At 62.9% G+C, this 13,612-nt stretch carries 15 protein-coding genes; 7 read left to right on the top strand and 8 right to left on the bottom strand.

Annotated elements, in window-relative coordinates:
* Positions 1-12: 12 nt before the first annotated feature.
* The 4 genes from ACTNFK_RS12935 (at position 13) to ACTNFK_RS12950 (ending at position 4,229) form a co-directional block, all read left to right on the top strand.
* Positions 13-378, top strand: a complete 366-nt coding sequence (locus ACTNFK_RS12935) for a hypothetical protein (RefSeq protein WP_190265271.1) — start codon at positions 13-15, stop codon at positions 376-378.
* Entirely contained in the window at positions 378-563 is a 186-nt protein-coding gene (locus tag ACTNFK_RS12940; protein ID WP_064846211.1) for a hypothetical protein, read from the top strand. Before ACTNFK_RS12935 ends, ACTNFK_RS12940 begins: the two co-directional genes overlap by 1 nt.
* Positions 564-574: 11 nt before the next feature.
* Positions 575-757: a hypothetical protein gene (locus ACTNFK_RS12945; protein WP_047523852.1), complete on the top strand. Its 183-nt coding sequence runs from the start codon at positions 575-577 to the stop codon at positions 755-757.
* Between the two features lie 343 nt (positions 758-1,100).
* The gene (locus ACTNFK_RS12950; RefSeq protein ID WP_435937615.1) at positions 1,101-4,229 is read left to right on the top strand and encodes a DUF5979 domain-containing protein; all 3,129 of its coding nucleotides are present in this window, start codon (positions 1,101-1,103) and stop codon (positions 4,227-4,229) included.
* Between the two features lie 223 nt (positions 4,230-4,452).
* Here the strand turns inward: ACTNFK_RS12950 and ACTNFK_RS12955 are convergent, their stop codons facing one another.
* A complete protein-coding gene (locus ACTNFK_RS12955) occupies positions 4,453-4,647 on the bottom strand; it encodes a hypothetical protein (RefSeq protein WP_445117225.1) in 195 nt (64 codons plus the stop codon).
* 152 nt (positions 4,648-4,799) lie between these two features.
* Between ACTNFK_RS12955 and ACTNFK_RS12960 the strand changes: the two genes are divergently transcribed.
* Positions 4,800-5,813, top strand: coding sequence for an IS3 family transposase (locus tag ACTNFK_RS12960; protein WP_033105176.1), 1,014 nt, complete (start codon positions 4,800-4,802; stop codon positions 5,811-5,813).
* A 533-nt stretch (positions 5,814-6,346) separates the two neighbouring features.
* On the opposite strand, the gene ACTNFK_RS12965 is transcribed toward ACTNFK_RS12960, so the two are convergent.
* The 3 genes from ACTNFK_RS12965 to ACTNFK_RS12975 form a co-directional block, all read right to left on the bottom strand.
* Positions 6,347-6,505 carry a hypothetical protein gene (locus ACTNFK_RS12965; RefSeq protein ID WP_005054937.1) on the bottom strand — a complete coding sequence of 53 codons (159 nt, stop codon included), beginning with the start codon at positions 6,503-6,505 and terminating at the stop codon, positions 6,347-6,349.
* 307 nt (positions 6,506-6,812) lie between these two features.
* Positions 6,813-7,727, bottom strand: coding sequence for an alpha/beta fold hydrolase (locus ACTNFK_RS12970; RefSeq protein WP_445117226.1), 915 nt, complete (start codon positions 7,725-7,727; stop codon positions 6,813-6,815).
* A gap of 16 nt (positions 7,728-7,743) precedes the next feature.
* Entirely contained in the window at positions 7,744-8,466 is a 723-nt protein-coding gene (locus ACTNFK_RS12975; protein ID WP_251448496.1) for an alpha/beta fold hydrolase, read from the bottom strand.
* A 190-nt stretch (positions 8,467-8,656) separates the two neighbouring features.
* Between ACTNFK_RS12975 and ACTNFK_RS12980 the strand changes: the two genes are divergently transcribed.
* Positions 8,657-9,913, top strand: a complete 1,257-nt coding sequence (locus ACTNFK_RS12980) for an integrase catalytic domain-containing protein (protein WP_435935689.1) — start codon at positions 8,657-8,659, stop codon at positions 9,911-9,913.
* A 96-nt stretch (positions 9,914-10,009) separates the two neighbouring features.
* On the opposite strand, the gene ACTNFK_RS12985 is transcribed toward ACTNFK_RS12980, so the two are convergent.
* Complete coding sequence (locus tag ACTNFK_RS12985) at positions 10,010-10,204, bottom strand: hypothetical protein (protein ID WP_445117225.1); 195 nt, start codon at positions 10,202-10,204, stop codon at positions 10,010-10,012.
* 152 nt (positions 10,205-10,356) lie between these two features.
* Here ACTNFK_RS12985 and ACTNFK_RS12990 point away from each other — a divergent pair, with 152 nt between their 5' ends.
* On the top strand, positions 10,357-11,370 hold the full coding sequence (locus ACTNFK_RS12990) for an IS3 family transposase (RefSeq protein ID WP_033105176.1): 1,014 nt from the start codon (positions 10,357-10,359) through the stop codon (positions 11,368-11,370).
* A gap of 533 nt (positions 11,371-11,903) precedes the next feature.
* Here the strand turns inward: ACTNFK_RS12990 and ACTNFK_RS12995 are convergent.
* From ACTNFK_RS12995 to ACTNFK_RS13005, 3 genes are all read right to left on the bottom strand, one after another.
* The gene (locus tag ACTNFK_RS12995) at positions 11,904-12,062 is read right to left on the bottom strand and encodes a hypothetical protein (RefSeq protein ID WP_005054937.1); all 159 of its coding nucleotides are present in this window, start codon (positions 12,060-12,062) and stop codon (positions 11,904-11,906) included.
* A gap of 307 nt (positions 12,063-12,369) precedes the next feature.
* Entirely contained in the window at positions 12,370-13,284 is a 915-nt protein-coding gene (locus ACTNFK_RS13000; protein ID WP_445117227.1) for an alpha/beta fold hydrolase, read from the bottom strand.
* A 16-nt stretch (positions 13,285-13,300) separates the two neighbouring features.
* A complete protein-coding gene (locus tag ACTNFK_RS13005) occupies positions 13,301-13,585 on the bottom strand; it encodes an alpha/beta fold hydrolase family protein (protein WP_445117228.1) in 285 nt (94 codons plus the stop codon).
* Positions 13,586-13,612 lie beyond the last annotated feature (27 nt).

Raw genomic sequence — 13,612 nt, forward strand, 5'->3', positions numbered from 1 at the left:
GGAGTAACCACAATGGCAATCAACGAGGAACAGCGGCAGCTCGAAATCGCCGCCGAGGTCGAAGAGCTGGCGCGTGCGCTCGCGCACTCAACCCGTGACGTACCGCACCCGCGCGACTCATACCGGCTGCTCGGTGAGCTGGGCGCGACTATCGACCACCTGGCGCAGGTGATCGACCAGCTCGGCAAGTGGCACAGCCGCACCGAGGACGGCACACACTACGACGGCGAAGACGGCGACGGCACCGGCAGCGCCCGTGCGGCCGCTGACGAGATGACCACCGCAGCAAACATGCTCAGACTGGCATCGAGTCACGTTCATCGGGCACACGGCCATAACGGCGTCGTGCGTTGGTATCAGGAGCCGCAGGAGAACTGATGAGCGCGCTACAGATCATCTACTATGTCGGGATCGTCGTAGGCATCGCCATGTTCGTTGCATCATGGCTGATCCGCCGTAAGCAGATCACCGAAGGCCCGCTGGCCCGAGCTGAGAAACCGTTGATGCTCGGGGGAGCGGCCGTCACGTTAGCCTTCGCGCTGCTCGGTTTCGCCACGATATGAGAGGGGCAGCTATGACTCAGAGCGATCAGATGAGCGACGCGGAGCTGGCGCGTGAGATGAGTCGACTTGAGGCGGCGATAGCCGCCGCTGCGAGTGACGAAGAGCTGCAGCACTGCAATACGTTGTTGAGCGAAGTGCGCTTTGAGCTGATGAAGCGCGGCCACATCGCACAAGGTGGAGGCTGCACCCAATAACTCACTCCAACAACGATGATTTGGAGCATGTGCGGAGCACAGTGACCTCAACGTGAAGCCCGACACCGTGCACCACAGTTAACTATTTATCGCTTCCCGGTTGCGAGCTTCGGTGGCTAGATGTGAAGCAGCTGTGTGTTGTTGTATCTTGTATGGTGGGGGATTTTACATGCCGTTGCTTCCCCGTCAAGTAGGGGTCGCTTCCTGCGTGTCGTGGTACGCGACTGTACGAACAGATAAGTAATAGTTCATGAGCAAGGAGTCATTTTGAAGTCTGAGAACACCGCCCTGGCGTGGCCTGGGCTGACTAAACGGGGGGGGGGCACTTCTAACAGCTCTGCTGTTGCTGGTTACGACGCTGTTCGCGTTTTCACCTGTTTCGCCTGCCGCTGCCGCTGACGGTAGTCAGGTACAGATCGATAATATTGCGATCCAGTATGACGGCGATGAAGGAGTCATCGAGGATTGGTCCTATCAGAGGATCGACGTCGATTGGAGCATCCCGGGTGAGGCAGAAACCCCGGTTACGCTGACCATTGACCTCCCGGACGGTTTCTACGGCAACCCCGAGACTTTCCCCGTCAACGGGCCTGACGGCCCCGCAGGTGAGTGCGTTGTCACGCGAACGCAGGTAACCTGCACGATTGATGATGCGTTCATCGAGGCTAACCCGCACGGGGTGTCAGGTGATTTCTTCTTCGAGGCGCGCACCGAGAACGATAACCGTGAAGACGTCAACCAGACCATTGATATTGGTGGGTTCGAGAACGAGGTAGTCGTCACGCCGAGCCGTAACTGGTGCACCGAGGACTGCGAATTTGGTGAGTTCTGGGATGGCAAGTGGGGTTCATACAACACGGCCACTGATGAGATCACCTTCACTGTGCAGGTGAAGGGCGGCAACACCGGTATCCCCGCGGGCAACACCGTCACTGTCACCGACCTGCTCGACGAAGACTCTTACGAACTCATTGTTGATGACGAGTACCCGCGTGTGCGCGAGGCCGGGCTGTTGCAGTACGACCGGTGGGGCAATGAGGTCGTCGGCGGTTGGCAGACCTACCCCACAAGTGACGTCACTTGGAGTAATGGTGATCTGACAGCCACGTTTGAATCCCGCGAGGGGCGCGGTGCAGACTGGAATAACCACGACGAGATCGCACCGCCCGCACAGGGAAGTCAGCGCGGCACCGACGGTAGCTTCTACCAGGTGCAGTGGAAGGTGAAAGCTCTCACTGGTGGCGAACTACAAGACAACGGCGACCGTGTTTTCCGCAACGCAGCCGAATGGGATATTAACGGTGAAGAATCCGGTAACGTCAACGGCAGCGCAACACGCTACAACCGAGGCGGCAATGTCGTTGGCACGAACTACGGCAAGTTCCAGGTCACGAAAGAGCTGACCGGCGACACCACCTTGAACCCAGCGTTCACGGTGAACTACACCGTCACCGAGCCGGGGCAGGAACCTGTCGAGAAATCGTTCACACTGCACTCGGGCGAGACCTTCACGAGTCAGGAGTTCTTCCGCGGCTCTGTGGTGGAGCTGACCGAGGTGCAGCCGACCGACCCAGCAAACGTCAACTGGGCGACACCGGTGTTCCTCGACGCTGACGGTAACCCTGCTGACACACTCACGTTCACAGCGGACGGTAACGGAAAGCTGGGTGCGGTCACTGAGATACGCTTGCTAAACGGAGCAACCCTGCAAAAGGGCGACTTCTCCGCACAGAAGAACGTGGTGAACGAGGACGGTGTGCCGCTGGCCGACGATCTCGAGTTCGCATTGGACTACAGCTACCCCGCTGATGCTGAAAAGGGTTTCGCTGCGGGTTATGGAACGCTAACGCTGCCGATCTCGGGGGAGAGCGTGACAAGCGACGCACTGCCTGTTGGTGCGGTACTCACACTGTCTGAACCGAACCTCCCGAACGTGCCTGGTGCAACCTGGGGTGAACCGGTCATCGACCCTGCGACGCTCACCATTGGTGACAGCACCGATCCGGTGACGGTCTCGGTGAGGAACACGATCACGCAAGATGTGGGCGGCTTCTCGATCACCAAGGCAGTTATCGGTGACGGTACGGAACTTGTGCCCGAAGATGCCGTGTTCACGGTGACGTACGAGTACGACGCGATCAACGGGTTCCCTGCCGGTTCCGGTCAGATCGAGTTTGGTGCTGGTGAAACCGAAACCGTCAACGGCATTCCCGCTGGTGCGACGGTCACCCTGACTGAACTCTCGTTGGATGACCCGACCGGCGGCACCTGGGGTGAGCCGGAGTTCAGCGAGTCGTCTTTCACAGTCGTGAAGGACACGGTTGTCAGCATTGATCTGGACAACCCGATTTCGTGGAACAACGGTGACTTCTCCGTGCTCAAGGCGGTCACCGGAGACGGTGCCGACCTCGTGAGCGAGGACGCCCTGTTCACCGTGGACTACAGCTACACGCTCCCCGAAGGTCTCGGAGCTGACCCCGCGACCGGTACGGGCACCCTGACCGTTGCCAACAACGGCGAGGCCATTGTTAGTGATCCGCTGCCCTACGGCACCGAGGTGACGATCTCCGAGGCCGCCCCGACCGAGGTCGCGGGCGGTACCTGGCTCGGCTACGAGTTCGACAACCCGACCTTCACCATCGGTGATAAGACCACATTCGAGGTCGTACTGACCAACGAGATCGAACGCGATCTTGGTGGTTTCGCAGTGACCAAGGCGGTCGAGGGATCGGGTGCCGATCTGATCGGTGAGGACACCGAATTCACGGTGAACTATTCCTACCCGGCCGGTGACTGGTACGAGGCGGGCGAAGGGTCGCTGACGGTCACCAAGGGTGGCACCGCCACGGTTGACGGCCTCCCCGAGGGCGCGGTCGTGACGCTGGAAGAAGTGCTTCCGGTTGACCCGGAGAACGGCACTTGGGTATCGGCGTCGTTCCCTGACGGCAACGTCGTCACGGTCGGCAAAAACCAGACCGCTGAGGTGGCCCTGGTGAACGAGATCGCGCTCGGCGAGGGCGGCTTCAGCATCCAGAAACTCATTGACGGCAGCGGCAAGAACCTTGTGGCTAATGGTGCAGTGTTCGTGGTGCACTACGAGTACAAGGCCGGGGTTGGTTTCGAGGCGGGCGAAGGCTCCCTCGAAGTGGTCGCGGACGGCACCCCGGTTACCGTTGACGGCCTGCCCGCTGGTGCAGAGGTTCAACTGACCGAGCAGACCCCTGCCGGTGTTGACGGCGCGACCTGGACAGGTCACGAATTCAGCACCGATACGGTCGGAGTCGGCAAGTCCGACGTGGTGGAAATCTCGCTGACGAACACTATCGAGAAGGACGAAGTTCCGGTCGAGAAGGGCGGCGATCTCGCCTCCACCGGTAGTGCTGGGCTGGGCATCATGGGTGCTGCGGCACTGGCGTTACTCCTTGCCGGTGTAGCCACCGTACTCCTGGCCGCACGCCGTCGGCGTAGCTAAGTGAGCAGTCAGGTGGGAGGCGTACACGCCTCCCACCTGACTGGCTACCTCGAAATTTGTATCAGGAAACGTTTAGGACGGATTTCTCTGATTCTGAGCACCCTGCCCTCATGAACGACGGTTTCATTTCCCCGATGGACGTCGGCTGACAGGCGGGGAGAGGCGTGTACGCATCCCCCTTTGCGAGCGCGGAATTTGTCAAGGCGAGTGAGGCCGGTGGGTGTTAGGCGGCGAGTTGGATCTCGTCGGTTGGTGGCTGGTTGATCCACGCGGCCGGGTCTCGGTCGAGGATCTTCGGTCGCGTCTGTCGCGTCGTGAACCGTTCGGGGTGGGCGCGGCGGGCGGCCTCGAGTGTGGCGTCTCGGTCGCGGTCGATGGCGTCGGCGTGCCCGTAGTGCACGTCGGCGGGCGTGTGCATGCCGAGAACGCCCGGTTGAAGGCGCAACTGCGGAAGGCCGAGGTGGAGTTGTCGATGACGCGGACGGCGTTGGAGATCATGGGAAAAGCGCACGCGCTCTTGGGGCAGATCTCCGAGAGCGCGGACACCGACCCGCGGCGCGGGAAGCGCTCATGAACACCTACGTCGAACTGGCCGCCGCGGACGTGCCGACCCGGCAGGCGGCAGCCCTGACCGGCGTGGCGCGTGCGACCGCGACCCGCGCCGCCTCCCGCGCACGCCGACCGGACCCCGAGCCGCCGTCGGCTCGTCCTGCCCCAGCGAACAAGCTCTCGAGCGTCGAGCGGTCGCTGGTGCTGTCCACGCTCAACAGTGACGAGTTCGTCGACAAGCCGCCGTTGCAGATCTATCCCATCCTGCTCGAGCGCGGCGAATACGTGGGCTCGGTCTCGACCATGTATCGGGTGCTGCGCGAGCACACGCAGGTACGGGAGCGGCGCCGGCTCGCGACCCATCCGCCGCGGAAGGTGCCGGAGCTGATCGCGACCGCCGTCGGGCAGGTCTATACCTGGGACATCACGAAACTCGCCGGCCCTGTCAAAGGCACGTACTACGACGCGTACGTGATGATCGACATCTTCTCCCGCTACATCGTCGGCGCCATCGTGCACGCCTGCGAGGACGGCCTACTCGCCAAGGAGATGATGACCGACGCGTTCGGGATCCACGGCACCCCCGAGGTCGTGCACTCCGACGGCGGCCCCTCGATGACGTCGAAGACCGTCCGCACCCTGCTCGCCGATCTCGGCGTGACCGCGTCCCGCTCCCGACCGCACGTGTCCAATGACAACCCCTACTCCGAAGCGCTGTTCAAGACGATGAAGTACCTGCCCGTCTTCCCCGACCGGTTCGTCTCCCTCGCCCACGCACGGCAGTTCCTGGACGAATTCGTGCACGCCTACAACCACCACCACCGGCACACCGGCATCGGCATGCACACGCCCGCCGACGTGCACTACGGGCACGCCGACGCCATCGACCGCGACCGAGACGCCACACTCGAGGCCGCCCGCCGCGCCCACCCCGAACGGTTCACGACGCGACAGACGCGACCGAAGATCCTCGACCGAGACCCGGCCGCGTGGATCAACCAGCCACCAACCGACGAGATCCAACTCGCCGCCTAACACCCACCGGCCTCACTCGCCTTGACAAATTCCGGACCGCCGAAGGTATCGACCTCAATTTCGTCCCGCTGCCCGTGGAGGAGATCTTCTATAGGCAGGTCACGTATCGGGAGTTCGACGTTTCTGAAATGAGCCTGTCGTCCTATGTGCTCACACTCAACGATGAGAGCCCGCCGTTTATCGCGTTGCCTGCGTTCCCGTCTCGCTACGCCATCCTTCTTCTCTTTCGTCGAACGTCACCGCAACACCGTGTCGCTGGGGTTCGTGAAATCTTCTTCCGGAAGCGAAACCCAGGTACTGCGCCATGAGGAACTCGCCGCAGCGATGCACAGGCGTTCGACAGTTCGGTCGCACGAACCGATCGTTTGTTAACGGACGGCACTGTACGTCGATCGAAAGTCGCGCCGACACCCCCTGCGAATTCGCGTCGCGGGATAGTTTGCCAGGATCCGGCGATCAGCGTGGTGCGCATCAAGGAGGTGCGCAGCGGCCTCAGCACGAGGAGCCTGCCCGCGAGGCCGACCACCCCGCCCCTAGGAACGGTAGGAGTGCGACGTCGGGGCGAGCTGGGGGCCACCCCCCGAGACCGAAAGTAGCACCGCAGCGACGATAAGCGCCACGCCAACCAGGGTGGTCGTCAGCTCCCCGACCAACGAACCGATCCATCCGCGTTCCTGGAGGTCTCGGAACATCCTTATGCTCAGCCCGAACGTTCCGTTCGAGCTGCGAACCGATCGTCTCGATGCGTCGTGGCAGACGCCTCAGCTGTCCACCGATGACCTGGAGTTGCACGCGGCCGTCGGCGAACATCTCCCTTGAGTCCATCGCCAGACGTATGAAATGAGGAGTTCGAGCAAGGGCCCGATCGACCAAGTCGTAGTCGGCAACGAGCTGGCACAGCGTTCCCTCGAGTGACACGAAGGAAACGACTGGCGTTCTCCTCCGCTGTTGGGGACGTCGGGTCGGCTGAAATAATGGCCGGGACGATACGGTGGCGAGTCAGAGCGCCGTGATCCACCGCGCGATCTCGTCAGCGAGCTCGTCGCTATTGTCTTCGACCATCAGCATGTGGCCGTTCCCAGCGAGAACAGGCAGTTCGGACGACCAGAAGGTGACGGCGGCGCCCTGATCGGTGAGCCAGGCCACGATGTCCTGATCCAGCTGCGAGGGGTGGTCGGTATCGGCTCCACCCGTGAAGACGAGAATCGGCTTGTTCGTGAACGCGTCGGTCGGCCCGATCCTCATTTGGCTCCCACCGATGTTCTGACGCTGATAAAGCATCCGGGCCGGGATCGGCCGAAGGGTGCGGCGGAACACCTCGATGCACTCGCGGGGGAACCGCCGGCTGGGTCCGATGGCCTTGTCGTTCACGAAGGCGCTTGTGGGTTCCCAGAAACCCATCTTCGGGATGGTCCAGTCGATGGCCGCTCCACGGATGGAGACCTCCTGGTCGGACTCCCTCACGATCTCGGGCACCGCCTGTACATTTCCAGGCGGGCCCGGAGCGACGGCTACGAGCCCGTCGATGAGATCGCCATGCGTCTCTAGGAGGCGGAAGCCAATCGGACCTGCCATTGAGTGCACGACCAGCACGACGTTCCGGCCGAGACCAGAGAGGAACACGCCCATCCCTCGGCACACGCTCTCATAGTCCAGCCGCGCAGACGCCGCACGATCATCGACGTGTTGGGCCGCCTCATAGGACAACCCCAGCCAGTCCACCACCAGCACACCGTAGCCAAGCGATACGAATCGTGCCGCCCAGCCCTGTCGGCCGTCGGGCGTCTCGAGATAGTACTCGTTCGAGGCACCACCCCCGTGCACGAGGACGATCCACCGAGCAGGCGCACCCGACGGCGCCAGTTCGGTGTACGAGATCGGCGCGACGTCGTCTGGGCGTGAAATCGAATCCATAGCTTCCCCAGGCCTGTTAGGCAATGACGGCGTCGAGGGCCCGTGCGAGCCTCTCCGGATGCGTGAGCATCACCAAATGGCTTCCGTCGATCTCGATCGTGCGCGGACTATCAAGCCGCCCGGCCGCGGCCTGGTAGATCTCAGCGGGAACGGCCTGGTCCTGAGCGAGGAACACATAACTTGACGGGATGCTGCTCGCCCAGAACCGGTCGAGGCGGATCGGCTCATCGGACCAGCCTGCCGGCGATGGGACGAGCCTCGGCTCGAGCGCGGCGAGCTGCTGCTGCTCGAACGGGGACATGTCCTGCATCATCGCGGCCCAGAGCTCAGGCGGCATGACCATGGTGTTGTCGTCGGACTGACTCGCAAGCGCCTTCATCGCTGCGACCAACGGATCGGGGAACACGTCGTTAATGCTCTCGCCGTCGCGCAGCACCCAGGCGTCGACGAAGACGACCCGGCCGATGCGCTCGGGCATCGCCTCAGCGACGAGTTGGATGAGCGGACCTCCGCCGCTATGACCGACGAGCACGATGTCGAGCTGGGTGAGCTCTCTTACCTGATCGATCAGATCGCGCGCCATCATGCTCATCGTGACGCCGGAGCGGTCCACGTCACCGTCTTCGAGACCGCGCAGCGTCGGCGCGATCACCTCGTGCCCCATTCTGCGCAATTCGTCGGCGACGCCGTCCCACGCCCAGCCGCCTACCCATCCGCCGTGCACCAGTACGATCTGCATTGATCATCCTCTTCGCATATTTATCTGCTGAGCAGAACTTGTTCCTAACTAGAAGAAACAATAGCTTGCGCGGCGGAATTTGTCAAGGCGACGACGTGCCTCACCTAATATGCCCGCGAAACACTTCCGGTGCATCACGTAAAAATGCCCGCGAAACGGAATCATCAGTTTCATGGGAAGTGGGCTATCAATGCGTGCCAGACACGAGATCACACGAAAGTTCGCGAAGCAGTATGCCGCAGCGGCCAAGAAGGAGAAGAGCCGTCTCCTTGACGAGGTATGCGCGATCACGGGCTGGTCCAGAGACAACGCGCGCAGACAGTTACAAGCTGCGCTGAAACCGCGTCGGGTAGGGGCCCGGCAACGTAAGCCGCGCCCGCTGAAGTACTCACATGACGCGTTGAAAGTGCTGCAGAAAGTGTGGGCGTTCGCGGGCGGGATCAGCGGGAAATACTTGGCCGCGTCAATGGAACTCCAACTCATGCTGCTGGAAGCGCACGGCGAACTGGTCCCAGGCCGGGGCAGGTACAGTCACCACGTCGCGGACGAGTTGCTGGCAATGTCACCGGCCACGATCGACCGCTACCTCGCTCCAGCCCGCGCGAGGGACCCACTCCGCGGGATCGCCACCACCACGCCAGGCCCGCTGCTGCGGAACTCGATCACGATCAGGAAAGCCGGTGACGAGATCGAGGCCGTACCCGGGTTCTTCGAGGGCGACACCGTCGCACACTGCGGGCCCGTCTTGAAGGGTGAGTTCTGTCGCAGTGTTGATCTCACCGACATGCACACCGGTTGGACGTACACGCGCTCGATCCGGAACAACGCACACCTGCACATTCGTGACGCCCTCGACCGATTCATCAGCGAAGTGCCGTTCGAGGTGACCGGGGTGGATTTTGATAACGGGTCCGAGTTCATCAACTACGACGTCATCGGTTGGGCTGCAGAACTTGACATCTACTTCACGAGGTCCCGGCCGTACAAGAAGAATGATCAGGCCACGATCGAGTCGAAAAACAATCAGATCGTGCGCCGGTACGCGTTCTACTGGAGGTACGACACCGCGCCTCTGCTGAAGCTATTGAACGAGTTATGGCCACTGGTGAACGATCGCCATAATTTCCTCACCCCCACGAAGAAACCCATCGGTTGGGCGACCGATCAAAGGGGGCGCCGTAAACGTGTCTACGATGAGCTCGCGACACCATTCGACCGGCTCCAGCGTTCCGGTGTGCTCAGCGCCGAGACAACCGCCGAGTTGACCGGGTACCGTGACAGCTTGAACCCGGCCCACATCGCTCGCGAGATCGACCGAATCCAGCAGCGCCTCACCTACCTCGCGGCCGAGAAGACTCGCACGCTCGAAGCGATCGAACTCGCGAAAGCACCAAACGCGGCAGCCGGGGTCAAGCCGGCCCGCGCGAGCAGGAAACAGGCAAGCTAAGCTCGAGAATTACGCGGGCATTCTTATGTGAGTCACCGGTGGTGTTTCGCGGGCATATTTATATGAGGTTCCTCGGGCGAGTGAGGCCGGTGGGTGTTAGGCGGCGAGTTGGATCTCGTCGGTTGGTGGCTGGTTGATCCACGCGGCCGGGTCTCGGTCGAGGATCTTCGGTCGCGTCTGTCGCGTCGTGAACCGTTCGGGGTGGGCGCGGCGGGCGGCCTCGAGTGTGGCGTCTCGGTCGCGGTCGATGGCGTCGGCGTGCCCGTAGTGCACGTCGGCGGGCGTGTGCATGCCGAGAACGCCCGGTTGAAGGCGCAACTGCGGAAGGCCGAGGTGGAGTTGTCGATGACGCGGACGGCGTTGGAGATCATGGGAAAAGCGCACGCGCTCTTGGGGCAGATCTCCGAGAGCGCGGACACCGACCCGCGGCGCGGGAAGCGCTCATGAACACCTACGTCGAACTGGCCGCCGCGGACGTGCCGACCCGGCAGGCGGCAGCCCTGACCGGCGTGGCGCGTGCGACCGCGACCCGCGCCGCCTCCCGCGCACGCCGACCGGACCCCGAGCCGCCGTCGGCTCGTCCTGCCCCAGCGAACAAGCTCTCGAGCGTCGAGCGGTCGCTGGTGCTGTCCACGCTCAACAGTGACGAGTTCGTCGACAAGCCGCCGTTGCAGATCTATCCCATCCTGCTCGAGCGCGGCGAATACGTGGGCTCGGTCTCGACCATGTATCGGGTGCTGCGCGAGCACACGCAGGTACGGGAGCGGCGCCGGCTCGCGACCCATCCGCCGCGGAAGGTGCCGGAGCTGATCGCGACCGCCGTCGGGCAGGTCTATACCTGGGACATCACGAAACTCGCCGGCCCTGTCAAAGGCACGTACTACGACGCGTACGTGATGATCGACATCTTCTCCCGCTACATCGTCGGCGCCATCGTGCACGCCTGCGAGGACGGCCTACTCGCCAAGGAGATGATGACCGACGCGTTCGGGATCCACGGCACCCCCGAGGTCGTGCACTCCGACGGCGGCCCCTCGATGACGTCGAAGACCGTCCGCACCCTGCTCGCCGATCTCGGCGTGACCGCGTCCCGCTCCCGACCGCACGTGTCCAATGACAACCCCTACTCCGAAGCGCTGTTCAAGACGATGAAGTACCTGCCCGTCTTCCCCGACCGGTTCGTCTCCCTCGCCCACGCACGGCAGTTCCTGGACGAATTCGTGCACGCCTACAACCACCACCACCGGCACACCGGCATCGGCATGCACACGCCCGCCGACGTGCACTACGGGCACGCCGACGCCATCGACCGCGACCGAGACGCCACACTCGAGGCCGCCCGCCGCGCCCACCCCGAACGGTTCACGACGCGACAGACGCGACCGAAGATCCTCGACCGAGACCCGGCCGCGTGGATCAACCAGCCACCAACCGACGAGATCCAACTCGCCGCCTAACACCCACCGGCCTCACTCGCCTTGACAAATTCCGGACCGCCGAAGGTATCGACCTCAATTTCGTCCCGCTGCCCGTGGAGGAGATCTTCTATAGGCAGGTCACGTATCGGGAGTTCGACGTTTCTGAAATGAGCCTGTCGTCCTATGTGCTCACACTCAACGATGAGAGCCCGCCGTTTATCGCGTTGCCTGCGTTCCCGTCTCGCTACGCCATCCTTCTTCTCTTTCGTCGAACGTCACCGCAACACCGTGTCGCTGGGGTTCGTGAAATCTTCTTCCGGAAGCGAAACCCAGGTACTGCGCCATGAGGAACTCGCCGCAGCGATGCACAGGCGTTCGACAGTTCGGTCGCACGAACCGATCGTTTGTTAACGGACGGCACTGTACGTCGATCGAAAGTCGCGCCGACACCCCCTGCGAATTCGCGTCGCGGGATAGTTTGCCAGGATCCGGCGATCAGCGTGGTGCGCATCAAGGAGGTGCGCAGCGGCCTCAGCACGAGGAGCCTGCCCGCGAGGCCGACCACCCCGCCCCTAGGAACGGTAGGAGTGCGACGTCGGGGCGAGCTGGGGGCCACCCCCCGAGACCGAAAGTAGCACCGCAGCGACGATAAGCGCCACGCCAACCAGGGTGGTCGTCAGCTCCCCGACCAACGAACCGATCCATCCGCGTTCCTGGAGGTCTCGGAACATCCTTATGCTCAGCCCGAACGTTCCGTTCGAGCTGCGAACCGATCGTCTCGATGCGTCGTGGCAGACGCCTCAGCTGTCCACCGATGACCTGGAGTTGCACGCGGCCGTCGGCGAACATCTCCCTTGAGTCCATCGCCAGACGTATGAAATGAGGAGTTCGAGCAAGGGCCCGATCGACCAAGTCGTAGTCGGCAACGAGCTGGCACAGCGTTCCCTCGAGTGACACGAAGGAAACGACTGGCGTTCTCCTCCGCTGTTGGGGACGTCGGGTCGGCTGAAATAATGGCCGGGACGATACGGTGGCGAGTCAGAGCGCCGTGATCCACCGCGCGATCTCGTCAGCGAGCTCGTCGCTATTGTCTTCGACCATCAGCATGTGGCCGTTCCCAGCGAGAACAGGCAGTTCGGACGACCAGAAGGTGACGGCGGCGCCCTGATCGGTGAGCCAGGCCACGATGTCCTGATCCAGCTGCGAGGGGTGGTCGGTATCGGCTCCACCCGTGAAGACGAGAATCGGCTTGTTCGTGAACGCGTCGGTCGGCCCGATCCTCATTTGGCTCCCACCGATGTTCTGACGCTGATAAAGCATCCGGGCCGGGATCGGCCGAAGGGTGCGGCGGAACACCTCGATGCACTCGCGGGGGAACCGCGGCCCGGGTCCGATGAGCTTGTCGTTCACGAAGGCGCCGGTGGGTTCCCAGAAGCCGGTCTTCGGGATGGTCCAGTCGATGACGGTTCCACGGATGGAGACCTCCTGGTCGGACTCCCTCACGATCCCGGGCACCGTCTGCACATTTCCAGGCGGGCCCGGAGCGACAGCTACGAGCCCGTCGATGAGATCGCCATGCGTCTCTAGGAGGCGGAAGCCAATCGGACCTGCCATTGAGTGCACGACCAGCACGACGTTCCGGCCGAGACCAGAGAGGAACGCACCCATCCCTCGGCACACGCTCTCATAGTCCAGCCGCGCAGACGCCGCACGATCATCGACGTGTTGGGCCGCCTCATAGGACAACCCCAGCCAGTCCACCACCAGCACACCGTAGCCAAGCGATGCTAATCGTGCCGCCCAGCCCTGTCGGCCGTCGGGCGTCTCGAGATAGCACTCCTTCGAGACACCACCCCCGTGCACGAGGACGATCCACCGAGCAGGCGCACCCGACGGCGCCAGTTCGGTGTACAAGATCGGCGCGACGTCGGCTGGGTGTGAAATGGATTCCATGGCTTCCCCAGGCCTGTTAGACAATAACGGCGTCGAGGGCCCGTGCGAGCCTCTCCGGATGCGTGAGCATCACTTGATGGCTTCCCTCGATCTCGATCGTGCGCGGACTATCAAGCCGCCCGGCCGCGGCCTGGTAGATCTCAGCGGGAACGGCCTGGTCCTGGGCAAGGAATACGTAACCTGACGGGATGCTGCTCGCCCAGAACTGGTCGAGGCGGATCGGCTCATCGAACCAGCCGGCCGGCGTTGGGACGAGCCTCGGCTCGAGCGCAGCGAGCTGCTCCGGGGTGGCGTCCTGCATGAATGACGCGGCCCAGAGCTCAGGCGG

The organism is Leucobacter fengyongliangi (assembly GCF_052386045.1).

What these genes read in the sequence shown, in the direction of transcription:
- ACTNFK_RS12970 (WP_445117226.1), bottom strand. Translation starts at nt 7,727, where the DNA reads ATGGATTCGATTTCACGCCCAGACGACGTCGCGCCGATCTCGTACACC.
- ACTNFK_RS12935 (WP_190265271.1), top strand. Translation starts at nt 13, where the DNA reads ATGGCAATCAACGAGGAACAGCGGCAGCTCGAAATCGCCGCCGAGGTC.
- ACTNFK_RS12945 (WP_047523852.1), top strand. Translation starts at nt 575, where the DNA reads ATGACTCAGAGCGATCAGATGAGCGACGCGGAGCTGGCGCGTGAGATG.
- ACTNFK_RS13000 (WP_445117227.1), bottom strand. Translation starts at nt 13,284, where the DNA reads ATGGAATCCATTTCACACCCAGCCGACGTCGCGCCGATCTTGTACACC.
- ACTNFK_RS12965 (WP_005054937.1), bottom strand. Translation starts at nt 6,505, where the DNA reads ATGTTCCGAGACCTCCAGGAACGCGGATGGATCGGTTCGTTGGTCGGG.
- ACTNFK_RS13005 (WP_445117228.1), bottom strand. Translation starts at nt 13,585, where the DNA reads ATGCAGGACGCCACCCCGGAGCAGCTCGCTGCGCTCGAGCCGAGGCTC.
- ACTNFK_RS12995 (WP_005054937.1), bottom strand. Translation starts at nt 12,062, where the DNA reads ATGTTCCGAGACCTCCAGGAACGCGGATGGATCGGTTCGTTGGTCGGG.
- ACTNFK_RS12960 (WP_033105176.1), top strand. Translation starts at nt 4,800, where the DNA reads ATGAACACCTACGTCGAACTGGCCGCCGCGGACGTGCCGACCCGGCAG.
- ACTNFK_RS12990 (WP_033105176.1), top strand. Translation starts at nt 10,357, where the DNA reads ATGAACACCTACGTCGAACTGGCCGCCGCGGACGTGCCGACCCGGCAG.
- ACTNFK_RS12975 (WP_251448496.1), bottom strand. Translation starts at nt 8,466, where the DNA reads ATGCAGATCGTACTGGTGCACGGCGGATGGGTAGGCGGCTGGGCGTGG.
- ACTNFK_RS12980 (WP_435935689.1), top strand. Translation starts at nt 8,657, where the DNA reads ATGCGTGCCAGACACGAGATCACACGAAAGTTCGCGAAGCAGTATGCC.
- ACTNFK_RS12985 (WP_445117225.1), bottom strand. Translation starts at nt 10,204, where the DNA reads ATGCACACGCCCGCCGACGTGCACTACGGGCACGCCGACGCCATCGAC.
- ACTNFK_RS12955 (WP_445117225.1), bottom strand. Translation starts at nt 4,647, where the DNA reads ATGCACACGCCCGCCGACGTGCACTACGGGCACGCCGACGCCATCGAC.
- ACTNFK_RS12940 (WP_064846211.1), top strand. Translation starts at nt 378, where the DNA reads ATGAGCGCGCTACAGATCATCTACTATGTCGGGATCGTCGTAGGCATC.